The organism is Roseateles flavus, from assembly GCF_039872765.1.
GTDB lineage: Bacteria > Pseudomonadota > Gammaproteobacteria > Burkholderiales > Burkholderiaceae_C > Roseateles_B > Roseateles_B flavus.
The window spans coordinates 24,435-39,838 of record NZ_JBDPZC010000001.1; the positions used below are offsets into that span (position 1 = coordinate 24,435).

The following is a 15,404-nucleotide window of genomic DNA, read 5'->3' on the forward strand; positions in this document are numbered from 1 at the left end:
GCGTCCGGGCCTCAGGAGAACTGCGCCGGATCAGCCCACAGCTCCGCCCGCTGCAGCGGCGTTGCGCTCGGCAGCAGGGGATTCCTGAGGTTCAGTTCGCGCCGCTCGGCCAGGCGCAAGGGCTTGAGCCGTGCGCGGAAGTGGCTCATGAAGAGGCCGTGCAGCGTGCCCTCGTCCAGCAGGCGATCCAGGCCGCGCTGCAGGTCGGCCGCGAGGGCCTGGTTCTGGCGATTGACGAAGAAGTAGTTGGCCGTCGGGTAGCGCAGCATCAGCCCGGGGGCGATCATCAGCTCGTGGGCCGAGCCGAACTGCTGCATCTCGTCCTGGATCTCCAGCACCGAGCGCGGGAAGTAGTCCACCCGCCCCCGGCTGAGCATGGTGAAGAGGCTGCCGTAGACGCTGGTCGTGCCCACCGCCATGCCGTTGGCGCGCAGGATGGCGGTGTCCGGCCAGTCGTGCAGCTGGCCTGCGGTCAGGTCCCGGAGGGTCTCCAGGTTGCGGATGGCGGCGAAGCGCTCGGCGTCGCTGCGCCGGATCAGCAGCAGGCGCCAGCCCATCAGGCCGCGGTCGATGGGGATGCGCACCGGCAGCAGCAGCTGCTCGCGCTCCTCGCTGGTCATGCTCCAGAGCAGGTCCAGGTCGGAGCCGCCGCCGGCCAGTTCGCGGATCGCCCGTCCCTGGCCCACCGGCTTGCGCACCGGCTGCAGGCGGTAATGGCCGCCGCTGCGCTCCAGGGCCAGGCGCAGCACGGCCAGGTGGAACTGGTGGATGGGGTCCTGCGCATCGGAGTCTGCATAGCTCGGGTAACCGATCACGGCGTCCGCCGCTCGGGCGACATGGGCGCCGGCGAGCAGGCTCAGGAGCAGGCAACGTCGATCCATCGTGAGGGACAGCGGGATTGGCATCGATTGTGGAATCGCTGTGCGCGCCTGTCATCGTTCTCCCGCCACAGAGGGCTTGCGGAGTGTGAAAGACGGCGCTGCAATGCACAGTATGAGCCCAGTCCTCCATGCCGACCTGCCCCGTTTCGTCGCTTTCGGCGAAGCCTTGACGGACCTCATCTGCACCGGCCTGGACAGCTGGATCAGCCGCTGCGGCGGCGCGCCCTGGAACGTGGCGCGGGCCCTGTCCACCCTGGGCGAGCTCTCGGCTTTCGGCGGGGCCGTGAGCTGCGACGTCTTCGGCCAGGCCCTGTGGCAGGAGAGCCTGGACGCCAGCCTGGACCCGCGCTTCCTGCAGCAGGTCGAGCGCTCGCCGCTGCTGGCGGTGGTCCATGAAACCCACCCGCCGCGCTACTTCTTCGTCGGCGACGACAGCGCCGACCTGCACTTCCACCCCAGCGGCCTGCCCCAGGGCTGGCGGCAGTTTGTGCGTTGGGCGCATTTTGGCGGCATCAGCCTCAACCGCGAGCCCCTGGCCGGCCGCCTGGTGGAGCTGGCGGAGTCGCTCAAGGCCCAGGGCGTGACCATCAGCTACGACCCCAACTACCGCCAGGGCATGGACAACCGCTACGACGACACCCTGGAGCGCATGAGCCGCCTGGCCGACGTGATCAAGGTGTCCGACGAAGACCTCTGCGGCCTCTTCCGCAGCCCCACGGCCCACCTGGGCCTGGGCCAGCTGGCCGCCTGGAACCCGCAGGCCCGGCTGCTCTACACCCGCGGTGCCGAGGGCGCGACGCTCTACAAGGGCACGCAGGAATGGTCGGCCAGCGCTCTGGCCGTCGAGGTGGTCGACACCGTGGGCGCAGGCGATGCCGCCATGGCCGGTTTCATCTACGCCTGCCTGCACGAGGACGGCGAGGAAGCCCAGCTGCGCTTCGCCATGGCCGCCGGCGCGGCCGCCTGCCTGCAGGCCGGTGCGCGCGCGCCCAGCCTGGCCGAGGTGCGCGCGCTGGCTGCGCAGGTTCAGCTGCTGGCCTGAGCGTCGGGGCGCTGCGGCCAGGGCCGCTGGCGGTCCGCCAGCAGGTCTTCGAGCTGGCGGCTCAGGCGCAGCACGCCGAGGTCATCGAAGCGCCGCCCCACCACCTGCACGCCGATGGGCAGGTCCGCGCCCGTGAAGCCCGCATTGAGCGTGGACGCCGGCTGCTCGCTCATGTTGAAGGGCAGGGTGAAGGCGATGTGCTCGAAGGGGCGCTGCGGGTCGTGGATGGGGCTGGCCCATTCCGCCGGGAAGCTGGGCACGGGGCAGGTCGGCGAGATCACGAAGTCGAAGGGCTGGCAGGTCGCCAGCGCCGCGTCGCGCAGGGCGGCCATCTGGCTGTAGCCGTGGAAGAGCTCGCTGGCCGTCAGCTGGGCGCCGCGGTCCACCCAGGCGCGGATGTAGGGCAGCACGCGGGCGCGGCGCTCCTCGGGCAGGGCCGAGATGTCCAGCCAGGAGCGCATGCGCCAGAAGGCGTCCAGGCCGTCGATCATGGCGCGGGTGGAGCAGGGGCCCATGGGCAAGACCTGGCACCCGGCCGCCGCCAGGCGCCGCGCCACCTCGTCCACGGCGGCGGCGACCTCGCTGTCCACCGTCAGGCCCCAGCCGGCGTCAAGCATCAGGCCGATGCGCAGGCCGCGCAGGTCCAGGTTGAGGTCCAGCCAGGGCAGCTCTTGCGGCGGCAGGCTCATGCCGTCGCGCCAGTCGGGGCGGGCCAGGGCGGCCATCAGCAGGGCGGCGTCCTCGACGCGCCGGGTCATCGGGCCGGCCACGCGCCCCGCAAAGGGCGGCTTGATGGGGATGCGCCCCAGGCTGGGCTTGAGCCCGAAGAGCCCGCACCAGCCTGCGGGCAGGCGGATGGATCCGCCGATGTCCGTGCCCACGTGCAGCGGCCCGTAGCCCGCGGCGGCCGCGGCCGCGGCCCCGGCGCTGGAGCCGCCCGGGTTCTTGCGCAGGTCCCAGGGATTGCGGGTGAGCGGGTGGAAGCTGGAGAGTCCGGAGCTGAGCATGCCGTAGTCCGGCATGGTGGTCTTGGCGAAGAGCACGGCGCCCAGCTCGCGGGCCCGGGCGGCGGGGGGCGCGTCCTCGGCGGCGGGCTGCAGCTCGGTGGCGGCCGTGCCCAGGGGGACGGGCGTGCCGCGGCTGGCGATGTTCTCCTTGAGCGTCAGCGGCAGGCCGTCCAGGGTGATGCGCTGGCCGGCCACGGGCACGGCCAGCGGCTCGCCGCGTGCCCAGCGGGCCTCGGAGGCGCGTGCGGCCTCGCGTGCGGCGTCGAAGTCGGGGGCATACAGCGCCTGCAGCTGCGGCTCCCAGCGCTGCGCATGGGCGGCCAGGCTGTCCAGCACCTCGACGGGGCTGAGCTCGCGCGACTCATAGGCCCGCAGCAGGCGCAGGGCCGGCCATTCGTGGACGGGCGCGGCGGAGTCGGACGCCGCGGCAGGGGTCAGGTCTTGCATCCGTTCCTCATTCCCAGCGCAGCGCCGCCAGGTCGTTGACGAAGATGGGCATGCCGGTCCACAGGCCCTTGAGCCGGGCCTGCGCCACGGTGATCCACTGCGGCTGGTAGAGCCAGGCGGCCACGGCGTCCTCGGCGATGCGGCGCTGCATCTCGCCCAGCAGCTTGAGGCGCTCGGCCTCGCGCGTGCTGGCCAGGTAGCGCTGCCACAGATCATTGAAGGCCTTGCTCTCGTAGCCCCAGTAGTAGCCGGGCTTGGCGAAGTTGCCCAGGTCGAAGGGCTCCACGTGCGAGATCAGGGTGAGGTCGTAGTTGTGGGCGCCGTAGACACCGGACAGCCACTGCGCCCACTCGATGTTCTCCAGCTTCACCTGCACGCCCACCTGCGCCAGCTGCGCCGCCACCAGCTCGCCGCCCTGGCGGGCATAGGGGGCGGGGGGCAGCTTGAGCGTCAGCGCCAGGTCCCTGACGCCGGCCTCCTTCAGCAGGGTGCGGGCCCGGGCGGGGTCGTGGGGGTTGAGGCCGGTGAGGTCCACGTAGCCTGGGGCGTCGGGCACGTAGTGGCTGCCGATGGGCAGGCCGAAGCCATCCGCGGCGACGGTGATCAGGGCCTTGCGGTCCAGGGCCATGGACAGGGCGCGGCGCACGCGCACGTCGTCCAGCGGCTTGCGCCGGTGGTTCATGGCCAGCAGGGTCTTGGCCCGCGAGCCGGCGATGATCAGCTGGAAGCGCTGGGGCTGACGCTTGAACTGCTCCAGGCTGCGCGCCGCGGCCACGCGGGGGAAGGCGTCGACGTCGCCCGACAGCAGGGCCGCCATCTGCGCGGCCGGGTCGCTGATGAAGCGGAAGGTGGCGCGGCGGATGGGCGGCAGGGGCTGGCCCCGCTGGGCATAGCCCTCGAAGGTCTTGAGCTGCAGGCTGGCGCCACGCACCCATCCGGCCATCTGGTAGGGCCCGGTGCCCACCGGCTGCTGGGCGTTGGTGGCCGCGCTTCTGGGCTCGACGATGGCGGCGGTGGCCTGGCCGATCAGGAAGAGAAAGTCCGGCTCGGCCTGCTTCAGCACGAGGACCAGCACCTCGGGCTCTGGATTGCCGATCACCGCGATATTGGCGAAGACGCGCTTGTCCTTGTTGGTGCTGGCCTCGCCGCCGGCCCGCTCGAAGCTGAACTTCACGGCGGCGGCGGTGAAGGGCTCACCGTTGTGGAAGCGCACGCCGCGGCGCAGGCGGAAGGTGTAGGTCCGCAGGTCCGGCGAGACCTCCCAGGAGCGTGCGAGGCCCGGCCCCACCTGGCCGTCCGGGCCGATGCGGGTGAGGGTCTCGAAGACGTTGTAGTGCACCACCTCGGCGATGGCGGAGGCCGCGCCCACGGTGGGGTCCAGGCCCGGGGGCTCCAGGGTCATGCCGATCACGACGGCGTCGCGCCCGCGGGGCTGGGCCAGCGCGGGCAGGGCCAGGCTGGCGCCGAGGACGCCCAGAGCGGGCAGGGCATGCAGGAGGTGGCGGCGGTCCATGGCCGCCATCATGGCATGGGCGGCGGGCTCAGCCGCGCGGGTCCAGCCAGTCCCGCAGGCCGTCGGCCAGCAGCTGCAGGCCCAGCACGGACAGCATCAGGCACAGGCCCGGCAGCAGCGCCAGCTGCGGGGCCTCGAACAGCCAGGTCTGGGCTTCGGCCAGCATGCGGCCCCAGCTGGGCGCGGGCGCCTGCGTACCCAGGCCCAGATAGGCGAGGGCGGCCTCGGCCAGCAGGGCCAGGGCGAACTGGTTGCTGGCCAGCACCAGGAGGGGCGAGGCGATGTTCGGCAGCACATGGACGCGGGCGATCTGCCAGCCCGGGCGGCCGAAGGCGCGAGCCGCCCGCACATAGTCGCGCTGCCACTGCACCCGCGCCGCCGCGCGCACCAGGCGCAGGCAGGCCGGCACGCCGTGCAGGCCGATGGCGAGCATCGCCACACCCATGCCCGGCCCGAGGCTGGCGGCCATCAGGATGGCCAGCAGCAGGGCGGGGAAAGCCTGGCCGAGGTCGCCGAGGCGGCTGATCAGCCGGTCCACCCACCCGCCCTGCGAGGCCGCCAGCAGGCCCAGCGGCAGGCCCAGGCCCAGGGACAGGCCCGTGGCGATCAGGCCCACGCCCAGGGCATTGCGCGCGCCGCCCAGCAGCAGCGAGAGCAGGTCGCGGCCCAGGGCGTCAGTGCCCAGCCAGTGGCCGGGGCCAGGCCCCTGGAGGCGCCGGGCCAGGTCCACCGGCAGCTGGCCGGCCTCGGGCAGCAGCAGGCTGGCCGCCGCCGCCGCCATCAGCAGGCCCCACAGCGTCAGGCCGGCCAGCAGCCTGGGATGGCCGCGCAGCCGCTGCAGGAGGGATGACGGCAAGACCTGACCCTCAGTCATGCGCTGCCTCCGGCCGGCGCAGGCGCGGGTCCAGCCAGGCATTGAGCAGGTCCACGGCCCAGTTGAGCAGCAGCACCAGGGCCACCAGCAGCATCACCGCATTGCGCACCACGACCAGGTCGCGGTTGGCGATGGCCTGGGCGATCAGCTGGCCCAGCCCCGGCAGCTGGAACAGGGTCTCGATCAGTACGGCGCCCGCCAACAGGCCGGCGAACTGGGTGCCCAGCTGGGTCAGCACCGGGACCAGGGCATTGCGCAGCACATGGCGCAGCAGCACGCGGCCCTCGGGCAGGCCGCGGGCGCGGGCCGCGCGGACATAGTCCTCCTGCAGCACGTCCAGCAGGCTGGCGCGCAGCAGCCGGGCCAGCAGGGCGGTCTGGGTCAGGGCCAGGGCGAGGGCGGGCAGCAGCAGTGCCTGCAGCGCCGGGCCCCAGCCACCGCCCAGCTCGGCCTCCCAGCCGGGGAAGCCGCCTGCGGGCAGCCACTGCAGGCGCACCGCGAACAGCCACATCAGGCCCATGCCGAACCAGAAGGCCGGCAGGGCCAGGCCCAGCTGGCTGAGGGCCAGCAGGAGGTGGTCCACCCAGCGGCCGCGGCGAGCGGCGGCCAGCAGGCCCAGGCCCAGGGAGGCCAGCACGGTGAGCGCCAACGCCAGGCCGCTGAGAGGCAGGCTCAGGCGCAGGCGCTCGACCAGCATGGGCGCCACGGGCGTGCGGTAGGCGTAGGACAGGCCCATCTCGCCGCGCACCAGGCCGGCGATCCACTGCCCGTAGCGCTGCCAGGCCGGCTGGTCCAGGCCCAGCTCGTGGCTCAGGGCCTGCACGGCATCGGGGGCGGCATCGGGCCCCAGCATCAGCGCGGCGGCATGGCCCGGCAGCAGCTCCAGGCTGGCGAAGACCAGCACCGAGGCCAGGGCCAGGGTGAGGACCAGGTGCAGGCTGGGACGGAGCAGGGCGGGCATGCCGGCATTCTGCATGGCCGGGCCGCATCCCCCACCGGGGGGATCATCCCCCCATCGCCTGTTCGATGAGCGCATCGGCAGTCCCGGCATCCTGGAACCGCATCCTTCAGAACGTTAGACTTTTGCGCATTGCACCGGACCTGCGTCCGGCCCTCACCTGCCAAGGATACGGACCATGCTGCCTTCTTCTCTCACGCCACGCCTGAGCGCCACCGCCCTGGCCTCGATGCTGCTGATCGGCCTGTCGGCCTGCGGCGGCGGCGGCCTCGGCAATGACATCGGCAATGGCGTCCAGTGCGGCCTGGCCAACTGCAAGTCCTCGACCGAGGTGGCGCCCCAGGACCTGCGCCTGGGCGGCAAGCTGCGGCGCGAGGACGGCCGCGTGACGGCGGATCTGGGCTTCAGCTACCGGGCCAACCTGCTCACCGTGGTCCGGCTGGATGCGCCTGACGCGCTCTGGCTGATGCCGGGCAATGTGCGCCTGGCGCCCACTTCGGACCTCGGCGACACGCTGGCAGCCCAGGTCCAGAGCAGCCAGGACGCCTGGACGATCCGGCTGCAGCACAAGGGGCAGACCCTCGACAGCACGGTCACCCTGCCCTCGGCGGTGCAGATCCGCGTGGCGGCGCCCGCTTCGCTGCAGCGCTCCCAGGGGCAGTTCGGCACCAGCCTCTCGGGCCCGGCCGGGCTGAATCCGCAGCTGAGTCTGGCGGACGGCGAGTGCCAGCTCGCCGACGGCCGCACCGTGCGCTGGACGGGCTACCGGGGCGGTCCGCAGGCGCGCCTGCAGACCAGCACCGCCGACCAGTCCCAGTATGCCGTCGGCCTGGAGGACCTGCAGGCCAGCCTGGACCAGGCCGCCGCCGGGGCCACGGGCACGCCCAGCACCCCCGTCACGGTGAGGCAGTGCCGTCTCGGTCTGGTGTGGGAATACAGCGTCAAGGGCACGGTGGCGACGGGGCTCTCCACCTACAGCCTGCTCACCGGCATCAGCCAGGCCCGCCAGGTGCTCAGCTACGCCAACGACCGCTGATCAGGCGCTCGCGCCCGCGCGGCGCAGGCGGCGGTGCGCGGCGCGCGCATGGGGCACCCAGTCGTGGCGTGCCCAGCGGCGCCACATCAGCAGGCCGCGCAGCCATTCGTCGGCGGCGTAGGCGATCCACACCCCCACCAGGCCCAGGCCCAGCTGGTGGCCCAGCAGCCAGCTGCCGCCGGCCAGCACCAGCACCATGGAGCCGCTGCCCACCATCACCGGATAGCGGGCGTCGCCGGCCGCGCGCAGGGCGTTGATCACCACCAGGTTGAAGGTGCGGCCGGGCTCCAGCAGCACGGTCAGCCACAGCAGGGTGCTGCCCAGTTCGATGATGGCCGGATCCCGGGTGAACAGGCCCAGCAGCCAGGGGCCGGCCAGGGCGAAGCTGCCCGCCACGCCCACCGAGACCATCAGGCCGCGCGCCATGGCCCGCCGCACCAGGCGGTGGGCGGCGTGCAGCTGGCCGGCGCCGATCAGGTGGCCCACCACGATCTCCGCGGCGAAACCGGTGGCCAGGCCGAAGAGCAGGATGAAGTACATCAGCTGCGAGACATAGGCATGCGTGGCCAGGGCCTGCGCACCCATGTGCCCCACCACCGACACGCTGACCATGAAGGCCAGCCGGTAGGCGATGTTCTCGCCCGCCCCGGGCAGGCCGATGTGCAGGATGGCGCCCAGCTCCTGGCGCGGCAGCCGCCACCAGTCCGCCGCCTGCAGGCGAAGGCCCAGCCGGGCGCGCCACAGCCACAGGTGCAGGCCCAGACCCAGCAGGCGGCTGGCGATCAGGGCCAGGGCGAAGCCGATGAGGCCCAGCTGCTGCATCAGCGGCACGGCCAGGGCCAGCTGCAAGGCCTGCATGGCCACCAGCACGGCCAGGGTGTCGCGGGCCCGCAGGTGGGCGCGCATCACGCTGGCCATCGCGGCATTCCAGGCGTCCAGCAGCATGGCCGGGCCCAGCAGCACCAGGAAGGGCGTGGCCAGGGGCAGGACCTCGGTCGGCGCCCCCAGCAGGCTCAGCAGGGGCTGCGCGGCCAGCATGGCCCCCAGGCCGGTCAGCAGGCCGATCCAGCTGCTGGCGCCCACGGCCGCGCGGGCGGTGGCGTCGGCGATGTCCCGGCGGCCGCTGCCCAGGGCCTGGGTCAGCACCACGCTGATGCCGGCGCCGATGATGCGGAACAGGATGAACAGCGTGCCCGAAACGTGGTTCGCCAGCGCAAAGCCCGCGCCGGCGCTGTCGGACACGCGGGCGGCCAGCAGGGTGCCCAGCAGGCTGATGGCGATGCCCAGGCCCATCTCCAGGAACAGCGGCCAGGCCAGGGTGAAGAGTCGTGGCGCGCCTGGTTCCCCCTCTTTAGGGGGTGTCGATGAATTTTTCACTTGAAATCTGGAAAAGAGCTGAAACAGCTGGGGTCGGCCGATAGCCTCGATGCAATCGAGGTTGGCACGGATATTGCATTTTTAGATCGGATTTCGTTACATCAGAGCATCAAGCTCAACAATATTGAGGGGTTTTCGCATGTCTTTCCGCAAACTGGCCGTCGCCGCCGCGACCCTGGTGACTTGTTCCGCGGCCTTCGCCACCCCGGTGGTGAGCCAGTCCTCGAATGCAGTGGCCCTGGCCACGGCCATCGCCGGTTCCGGCATCAGCATCAGCAACGCCGTCTTCAGCACCGATGCGCCGGCCGGTTCGGCTGGCACCTTCGCCGGTGGCGCCGCGAGCGTCGGCTTTGACAAGGGCATCGTGCTGACCACGGGCACCACCAGCTGCGTGGCTGGCCCGAACAACGGCGGCAACTGCACCGGTGCAGGCACCTATTCGTCGCTGAAGTTCGACTTCACCTCGGCCACCGGCGCCGTGTTCTTCCGCTACGTCTTCGGCTCGGAGGAATACAACGAGTACGTGGGCTCGCGCTTCAACGATCGCTTCGAGCTCCTGCTCAACGGCGTGAACATCGCCAAGCTGCCCGGCAGCGGCACCGAGGTGTCGATCAACAACGTCAACTGCGGCATCAACGGCAGCTACTACCGCAACAACAGCGCCATCTCCGGCTGCCCCAGCAACAATCTGGACATCCAGTACGACGGTCTGACGACGGTCCTGACCGCCTCGGCCTCGCTGCTGGCCGGTTCGGTCAACACCTTCGAATTCCGCGTGCTGGACGTGGGTGATGCCAACTACGACTCCGGCGTGTTCATCGAGGCAGGCTCCTTCTCGGGCAGCAGCGGTGTGCCGGAACCCGGTTCGCTGGCTCTGGCTGGCCTGGCCCTGGCTGGCCTGGGCATGGCCCGTCGCCGTCGCGCCTGATCGGCTGACCGCTCCCGAAGAACCCCGCCCCGGCGGGGTTTTTTCATGCCCGGCGCAGCCGGCACATGGAAGGAGAGGGCAGGAGAGGGCAGGGGCGGCGCCGGCTTCAGTCGCCGCCGCCGCAGGAGCTGCCACAGGAACTGCCGCAGCTGCTGCCGCCGTCACAGGCGCTGCTGCTGGTGTCGGTCCCGCAGCTGCTGCCACAGCTGCTGCCGGACCCGCCCGATTCGCCGCGGGCCCGCGCATCGGCCTGGCGGCCCAGGCGATCCAGCTGCTGTTGCCAGGAGGCCTGCTCGGAGGCGGTCAGAAGGCCCAGGCCCAGCAGGCTGGCGCCATGCACGGCGTGCAGCTGGGTGCGGCCGCGCGGATCGCCATCGACATCCAGCACCTGGTGGCTCAGGCATCGCAGGCCCTTGTGCCAGGCGTAGTGCCAGCCGCCCGGCATGCGCAGGAGGCGGTCGAGCTCGAAGACCAGGGGCAGGCGACCGTCCAGGGGATTGAGCTGCTCGGCGCGGCAGCAGGCGGCATAGCAGCGGCTCAGCGCATGGTCCAGCGGGCCCGGCAGCTGGGCCTCCTTCAGATGGGGCACCTCGCGGCCCAGGCGCTCGCGCTGGAAGGCGGCCAGGCCGGTGGCATCCCAGCGCAGCCAGGCGTGCCAGACGGCGTCCGCCGCCCGGCTCGGCAGGGCGCAGGGGCCGTCGGTCCGCGCGGCGGCCAGGAAGAACTGCATCAGGCCGGTGGAGGCCAGCAGCCAGTCGGCCTCCTGGCTGGGCAGGCCGGGGAATTCATCGGTGGCATGTTCCAGCCAGGCCGCATGCAGGCGCGAGGGCAGGCGCTGCTGAAGGGCCAAGGCCTGGGGGCAGCGACGCTGCAGCTGCTGGCGGGCCCGGACCGCGCTGCGGCGTTCGCGCCAGGCCGTCCAGCGCTGGAGAAGAGTGGGGGTGGCGGCAGGGACCGTCATGAAAAGGGAAGAGCTGACCGTTCGGCTGCGCGCATCATGACGCGTCAGGCCCACAGTCCGCCCGGTGTTTTCCCTGGGAAGGGCCGGGCTGCCGACCATGGCTTCCGGCCTGGTGCAGGGCGGCTCCCACAATGGCCGCACCTCACGGACACGCCGAGACCCACCATGCGACTGCCCAAGCCCTCCTGCCGCCCCACCCACCTGGCCCTCGTGACCAGCCTGCTGCTGAGCCCGTTGCTGGCCCAGGCCGCCGAAGGCATGTGGACCCTGGACAACCCGCCCACCGCCCTCATGCGCCAGCAGCTGGGCTTCGCGCCCGACGCGGCCTGGCTGGGCAAGGCCATGCGCGGCTCGGCCCGCCTGGCCGGCGGCTGCTCCGGCAGCTTCGTATCCCCGCAGGGCCTGGTGCTGACCAACCACCACTGCGTGGCCGAATGCGTGGAGCAGCTCTCCAGCGCGGACAAGGACTTCATGAAGAACGGCTTCCTGGCCCGGACCCGGGACGAGGAGAAGGCCTGCCCCGCCATGGAGGTCAACCGCCTGGAGGCCATCACCGACGTCACCGATCAGGTGAAGGCCGCCACGCGTGGTCGCGAGGGCGAGGCCTTCACCAAGGCCTTCAACGCCATCCGGGCGCAGCTGACCGCCAGCTGCGTGGGCGCTGACAGCAAGACCCAGCGCTGCGACCTCGTCGACCTCTACCACGGCGGCCAGTACAAGCTCTACCGCTACCACCGCTTCCAGGACGTGCGCCTGGCCTTCGCGCCGGAGCAGTCCATCGCCTTCTTCGGCGGCGACCCGGACAACTTCAACTTCCCGCGCTATGACCTGGACATGGGCCTGCTGCGCGTCTACGAGAACGGCCAGCCCGCCGCGGTGAAGGACTTCTTCCCGGTCAACACCCAGGGTCCGGCCGCGGGCGAGGCCGTCTTCGTGACCGGCCATCCTGGCTCCACGCAGCGCACGCTGACCGTGGCGCAGCTCGAGCAGCTGCGCGCCCAGCGCCTGCCTGAGACTCTGGTGGACATGTCCGAGTACCGCGGCCGCCTGGCCCAGTACCGCACCCAGGGCGAGGAGCAGGCCCGCATGGCCAATGCCGAGCTGTTCTACGTGGAGAACGGCATCAAGGTGCTGAGGGGCCAGCTGGCCGCACTCAACGAAGCCTCCCTGATGTCCGCCAAGCGGGCTGACGAGGCCCGGCTGCGCGCCTTCGTGGCCCGGCAGCCAGCGCTGAAGCCGTCCGCCGGCGCCTGGGACGCCATCGCCCAGGCCCTGCAGAACTACCGCAGCTACCGCACGCTGAACAACCAGCTGGAAGGCGGCCGCGCCTTCAACAGCCAGCTCTTCGGCATTGCCCGCACCCTGGTGCGCGGCGCCGCCGAGCGCAGCAAGCCCGACGCCGATCGCCTGCCCGAGTTCGCCGAGGCCGGCCTGCCCGCCGTCGAGGCCCAGCTCTTCTCGCCGGCGCCGGTCTACCCGGCCTTCGAGAAGTTCAAGCTGAGCTACTCGCTGGAGAAGATGCGCGAGCACCTGGGCGCCGACGCGCCGGTGGTCAAGCAGGTGCTGGGCAAGGACTCGCCCGAGCAGCTGGCCGCCCGCCTCGTCGACGGCAGCCAGCTGGCCGACATCGCCCAGCGCAAGGCCCTCTGGGAAGGCGGCATGGCCGCGGTGCGCCAGAGCCAGGACCCCTTCATCCGCCTGGCCCTGGCACTGGACGAGCAGTCGCGGGCCCTGCGCCAGCGTTATGAGCGCGAGGTGGAGTCGGTGATCCAGAAGAACTCGGAGCGGGTCGCCCAGGCGCGCTTCGCGATGACCGGTCCCAAGGTCTACCCCGACGCCACCTTCACCCTGCGCCTGTCCTACGGCAAGGTGGAGGGCTGGAAGGAAGGTGACGCTCAGGTGCCGCCCTTCACCACGCTGGGCGGCACCTACGAGCGTGCCACCGGCGCCGAGCCCTTCGCGCTGCCGGCCTCCTGGCTGGCCGCCCGGGACAAGCTCGACCAGACCAAGCCCTTCAACCTCGTCAGCACCAATGACATCATCGGGGGCAACAGCGGCAGCCCCATGCTCAATGCGCGGGGCGAACTGGTGGGCCTGGTCTTCGACGGCAACATCCATTCCATCGGCGGCGCCTACTGGTTCGAGACGGCTCGCAACCGCACCGTGGCCGTGAACGCCGCGGCCATTGCCGAGGCCATGGACAAGATCTACGGCGCCGGCACCCTGCTGAAGGAAATGCAGGGCCGTTGAGCCGGGATCAAGCCCACGTCTGATTTGGGCGGCGGTCGCGCCGCTGCTGGGCTATGCTCAGGTACCACCGCCTGGATCGCCCGCATGACCTCGCGCCGCCACGCCGTCCTGGCCCTCAGTTGCTGCTGCGTTCCCCTGGCCTTCGCCGGGGAGCCTCCCCTTCGGATCTCCACCCTGCTGGAGCAGGACCCGGCCACCCAGGTGGCCGAACGCGTGCTGCGCGAGGCCTACCGCCAGCTGGGCCGGGAGCTCCAGGTGCTGGGCATGCCCGGCGAGCGCTCCCTCATCAGCGCCAACACCGGCGAGACTGACGGCGAGCTTTACCGCCGCGCCGGCATCGAGCAGCTCTACCCCAATCTGCTGCGGGTGCCCGTGGCGCTGGTGCAGTACGAGATCGTGGTCTTCTCCCGCCGCTGGAACTTCAAGGTGCAGGGCTGGGAGAGCCTGCGGCCCTATCGCCTGGGCTTCGTCAAGGGCATCAAGATCATCGAGGAGAACACGAAGGGCATGCAGCTGGAGCCTGTGGCCACGCTGCAGCAGGCCTTCGTGAAGATGGAGCTGGACCGCTCGGACCTGGTCCTGTCCAACCGCCTCTCCGGCCTGGCCAGCCTGCGCCAGCACGGCATCCAGGGCGTGGTCCAGCTGCAGCCGCCGCTGGCCAGCTTCCCGGTCTTTCACTACCTGCACCGCCGCCACGAGGCCCTGCTGGCGCCCCTCACGCAGGCCCTGCGCGAGCTGGAGCGCAGCGGCTTCATCCGTCGCGCCAGCGAGGAGGTGGCGGCGCAGTACAAGGACGTTTCCGTCCCGTCGCCAGTGCCGCCAGTGCCGCAGTAGCCCGCTACAGCACCTCAGCAGGGCCTCCCGGCTCCCCGCGCCAGCCCCCCAAGGGTGTGAGGCCCTGTGACCACGAAGTGTCGCCGGGTGTCCGGACAATGCGCGGGCGGCGGAATGTCCCGCCAGTCCTTTGAGGAGTACTCCATGAACAAGACCCTGACCCTGGCCCTGCTGGGCTCCGTGCTGGCCGCCCCCGCCTTCGCCGCCGCCAAGCCTTGCGAGGAGCTGAAGGCCGAGATCGCCGCCAAGCTCGACGAGAAGGGCGTCAAGAACTACACCCTGACCGTGGTCGAGAATGACAAGGTCGGCGAGGCCAAGGTCATCGGCAGCTGCGAGGGCGGCAGCAAGAAGATCACCTACGAGAAGAAGTGATCGCGGCCTGTGCCAGGGGTGTTGATACGCTGATCAGCCTGTTGACACAGGGTCAGAAGAAGGGCCCGACGAGGCGTGGCCGCGGCGCAACCGCGACAATAGAGGCGCCTCCCGACTTGCCGAGTGACGCTCCATGACCCTTCGCAGACGTGACCTCCTGCTTTCCCTGCTGGCCGCCGGCGGCCTGGGCACGGCCCGGGCCCAGCGCATTGCCCTGCCCGTGTGGGGCGCAGCGGTGGTCAAGGCCTACCCGCATGACCCCGGTGCCTTCACCCAGGGGCTGGAATGGCACGGCGGGCATCTCTACGAGAGCACGGGGCTGGAGGGGCAGAGCACGATCCGCCGAGTCAACCTGGTGGACGGCCGCGTGCTGCAGAAGGTCGACGTGCCGGCCGAGCATTTCGGCGAGGGCATGACCATCGCCGGAGACGAGATCTACAGCCTCACCTGGAAGTCCCAGATCGGCTTCGTGTGGGACCTCAAGACGCTCAAGCGCAAGCGTGAGTTCCGCTATGCCGGCGAGGGCTGGGGCCTGACGCACAACGGCGAGCAGCTCATCCTGAGCGACGGCACGGCGCAGCTGCGCTTCCTGGATCCGGCCACGATGAAGGAGGTGCGGCGCGTCTCCGTGAGCGCCCTGGGCCGCCCGCTGGACCAGCTCAACGAGCTGGAGTGGGTGGACGGCCAGGTCTGGGCCAACGTGTGGCAGCAGGACGTCATCGCCCGCATCGACCCGGTGAGCGGCCAGGTGCGCGGCTGGATCGACCTGCGCGGCCTGCTTCCGCAGGCGCAGGCGCGCCAGGCCGATGTGCTCAACGGCATCGCCTACGACGCTGCCGGCAAGCGAATCTTTGTGACCGGCAAGCTCTGGCCGCAGCTCTTCGAGATCCGGCTGGTGCCGAGGGCCTGAGCCCCCGGCGCCTG

Annotated in this window: 14 protein-coding genes; 7 read left to right on the forward strand and 7 right to left on the reverse strand. The window is 71.3% G+C overall.

Annotated features, from left to right (window positions below):
- Positions 1-11: 11 nt before the first annotated feature.
- The gene (locus ABDJ40_RS00135) at positions 12-881 is read right to left on the reverse strand and encodes a substrate-binding periplasmic protein (RefSeq protein ID WP_347604447.1); all 870 of its coding nucleotides are present in this window, start codon (positions 879-881) and stop codon (positions 12-14) included.
- Between the two features lie 112 nt (positions 882-993).
- Here ABDJ40_RS00135 and ABDJ40_RS00140 point away from each other — a divergent pair, with 112 nt between their 5' ends.
- Positions 994-1,923: a carbohydrate kinase family protein gene (locus ABDJ40_RS00140; protein WP_347604449.1), complete on the forward strand. Its 930-nt coding sequence runs from the start codon at positions 994-996 to the stop codon at positions 1,921-1,923.
- On the opposite strand, the gene ABDJ40_RS00145 is transcribed toward ABDJ40_RS00140, so the two are convergent.
- Genes ABDJ40_RS00145 through ABDJ40_RS00160 form a run of 4 tightly spaced genes read right to left on the reverse strand, consistent with a single transcriptional unit; the run spans position 1,908 to position 6,725 of the window.
- Positions 1,908-3,377 (reverse strand): amidase, encoded by a 1,470-nt coding sequence (locus ABDJ40_RS00145; protein WP_347604452.1) that lies wholly within the window; start codon positions 3,375-3,377, stop codon positions 1,908-1,910. The two genes, ABDJ40_RS00140 and ABDJ40_RS00145, sit on opposite strands and share 16 nt — an antisense overlap.
- 7 nt (positions 3,378-3,384) lie before the next feature.
- Positions 3,385-4,890 (reverse strand): ABC transporter substrate-binding protein, encoded by a 1,506-nt coding sequence (locus ABDJ40_RS00150; RefSeq protein ID WP_347604455.1) that lies wholly within the window; start codon positions 4,888-4,890, stop codon positions 3,385-3,387.
- A gap of 28 nt (positions 4,891-4,918) precedes the next feature.
- Positions 4,919-5,764, reverse strand: coding sequence for an ABC transporter permease (locus ABDJ40_RS00155; RefSeq protein ID WP_347604458.1), 846 nt, complete (start codon positions 5,762-5,764; stop codon positions 4,919-4,921).
- Positions 5,757-6,725, reverse strand: a complete 969-nt coding sequence (locus tag ABDJ40_RS00160; protein ID WP_347604461.1) for an ABC transporter permease — start codon at positions 6,723-6,725, stop codon at positions 5,757-5,759. The genes ABDJ40_RS00155 and ABDJ40_RS00160 overlap by 8 nt, the downstream gene beginning before the upstream one ends.
- 175 nt (positions 6,726-6,900) lie before the next feature.
- On the opposite strand from ABDJ40_RS00160, the gene ABDJ40_RS00165 reads away from it, so the two are divergent.
- Entirely contained in the window at positions 6,901-7,758 is an 858-nt protein-coding gene (locus ABDJ40_RS00165) for a hypothetical protein (RefSeq protein ID WP_347604463.1), read from the forward strand.
- Here the strand turns inward: ABDJ40_RS00165 and ABDJ40_RS00170 are convergent, their stop codons facing one another.
- Positions 7,759-9,135 (reverse strand): MATE family efflux transporter, encoded by a 1,377-nt coding sequence (locus ABDJ40_RS00170; protein ID WP_347604466.1) that lies wholly within the window; start codon positions 9,133-9,135, stop codon positions 7,759-7,761.
- Positions 9,136-9,274: 139 nt separating this feature from the next.
- Here ABDJ40_RS00170 and ABDJ40_RS00175 point away from each other — a divergent pair, with 139 nt between their 5' ends.
- Positions 9,275-10,063: a choice-of-anchor L family PEP-CTERM protein gene (locus ABDJ40_RS00175; RefSeq protein ID WP_347604469.1), complete on the forward strand. Its 789-nt coding sequence runs from the start codon at positions 9,275-9,277 to the stop codon at positions 10,061-10,063.
- Between the two features lie 106 nt (positions 10,064-10,169).
- Here ABDJ40_RS00175 and ABDJ40_RS00180 read toward each other — a convergent pair whose 3' ends face one another.
- A complete protein-coding gene (locus ABDJ40_RS00180; protein ID WP_347604472.1) occupies positions 10,170-11,024 on the reverse strand; it encodes a hypothetical protein in 855 nt (284 codons plus the stop codon).
- A gap of 165 nt (positions 11,025-11,189) precedes the next feature.
- Here ABDJ40_RS00180 and ABDJ40_RS00185 point away from each other — a divergent pair, with 165 nt between their 5' ends.
- The 4 genes from ABDJ40_RS00185 to ABDJ40_RS00200 all read left to right on the forward strand — a co-directional run bounded on the left by ABDJ40_RS00185 (position 11,190) and on the right by ABDJ40_RS00200 (position 15,390).
- Positions 11,190-13,274, forward strand: coding sequence for a S46 family peptidase (locus ABDJ40_RS00185; protein WP_347604475.1), 2,085 nt, complete (start codon positions 11,190-11,192; stop codon positions 13,272-13,274).
- Between the two features lie 84 nt (positions 13,275-13,358).
- Positions 13,359-14,108: a substrate-binding periplasmic protein gene (locus ABDJ40_RS00190; RefSeq protein WP_347604478.1), complete on the forward strand. Its 750-nt coding sequence runs from the start codon at positions 13,359-13,361 to the stop codon at positions 14,106-14,108.
- Positions 14,109-14,252: 144 nt separating this feature from the next.
- Positions 14,253-14,480, forward strand: a complete 228-nt coding sequence (locus tag ABDJ40_RS00195) for a DUF1161 domain-containing protein (protein ID WP_347604480.1) — start codon at positions 14,253-14,255, stop codon at positions 14,478-14,480.
- Positions 14,481-14,613: 133 nt separating this feature from the next.
- Positions 14,614-15,390, forward strand: coding sequence for a glutaminyl-peptide cyclotransferase (locus ABDJ40_RS00200; RefSeq protein WP_347604483.1), 777 nt, complete (start codon positions 14,614-14,616; stop codon positions 15,388-15,390).
- Positions 15,391-15,404: the final 14 nt, after the last annotated feature.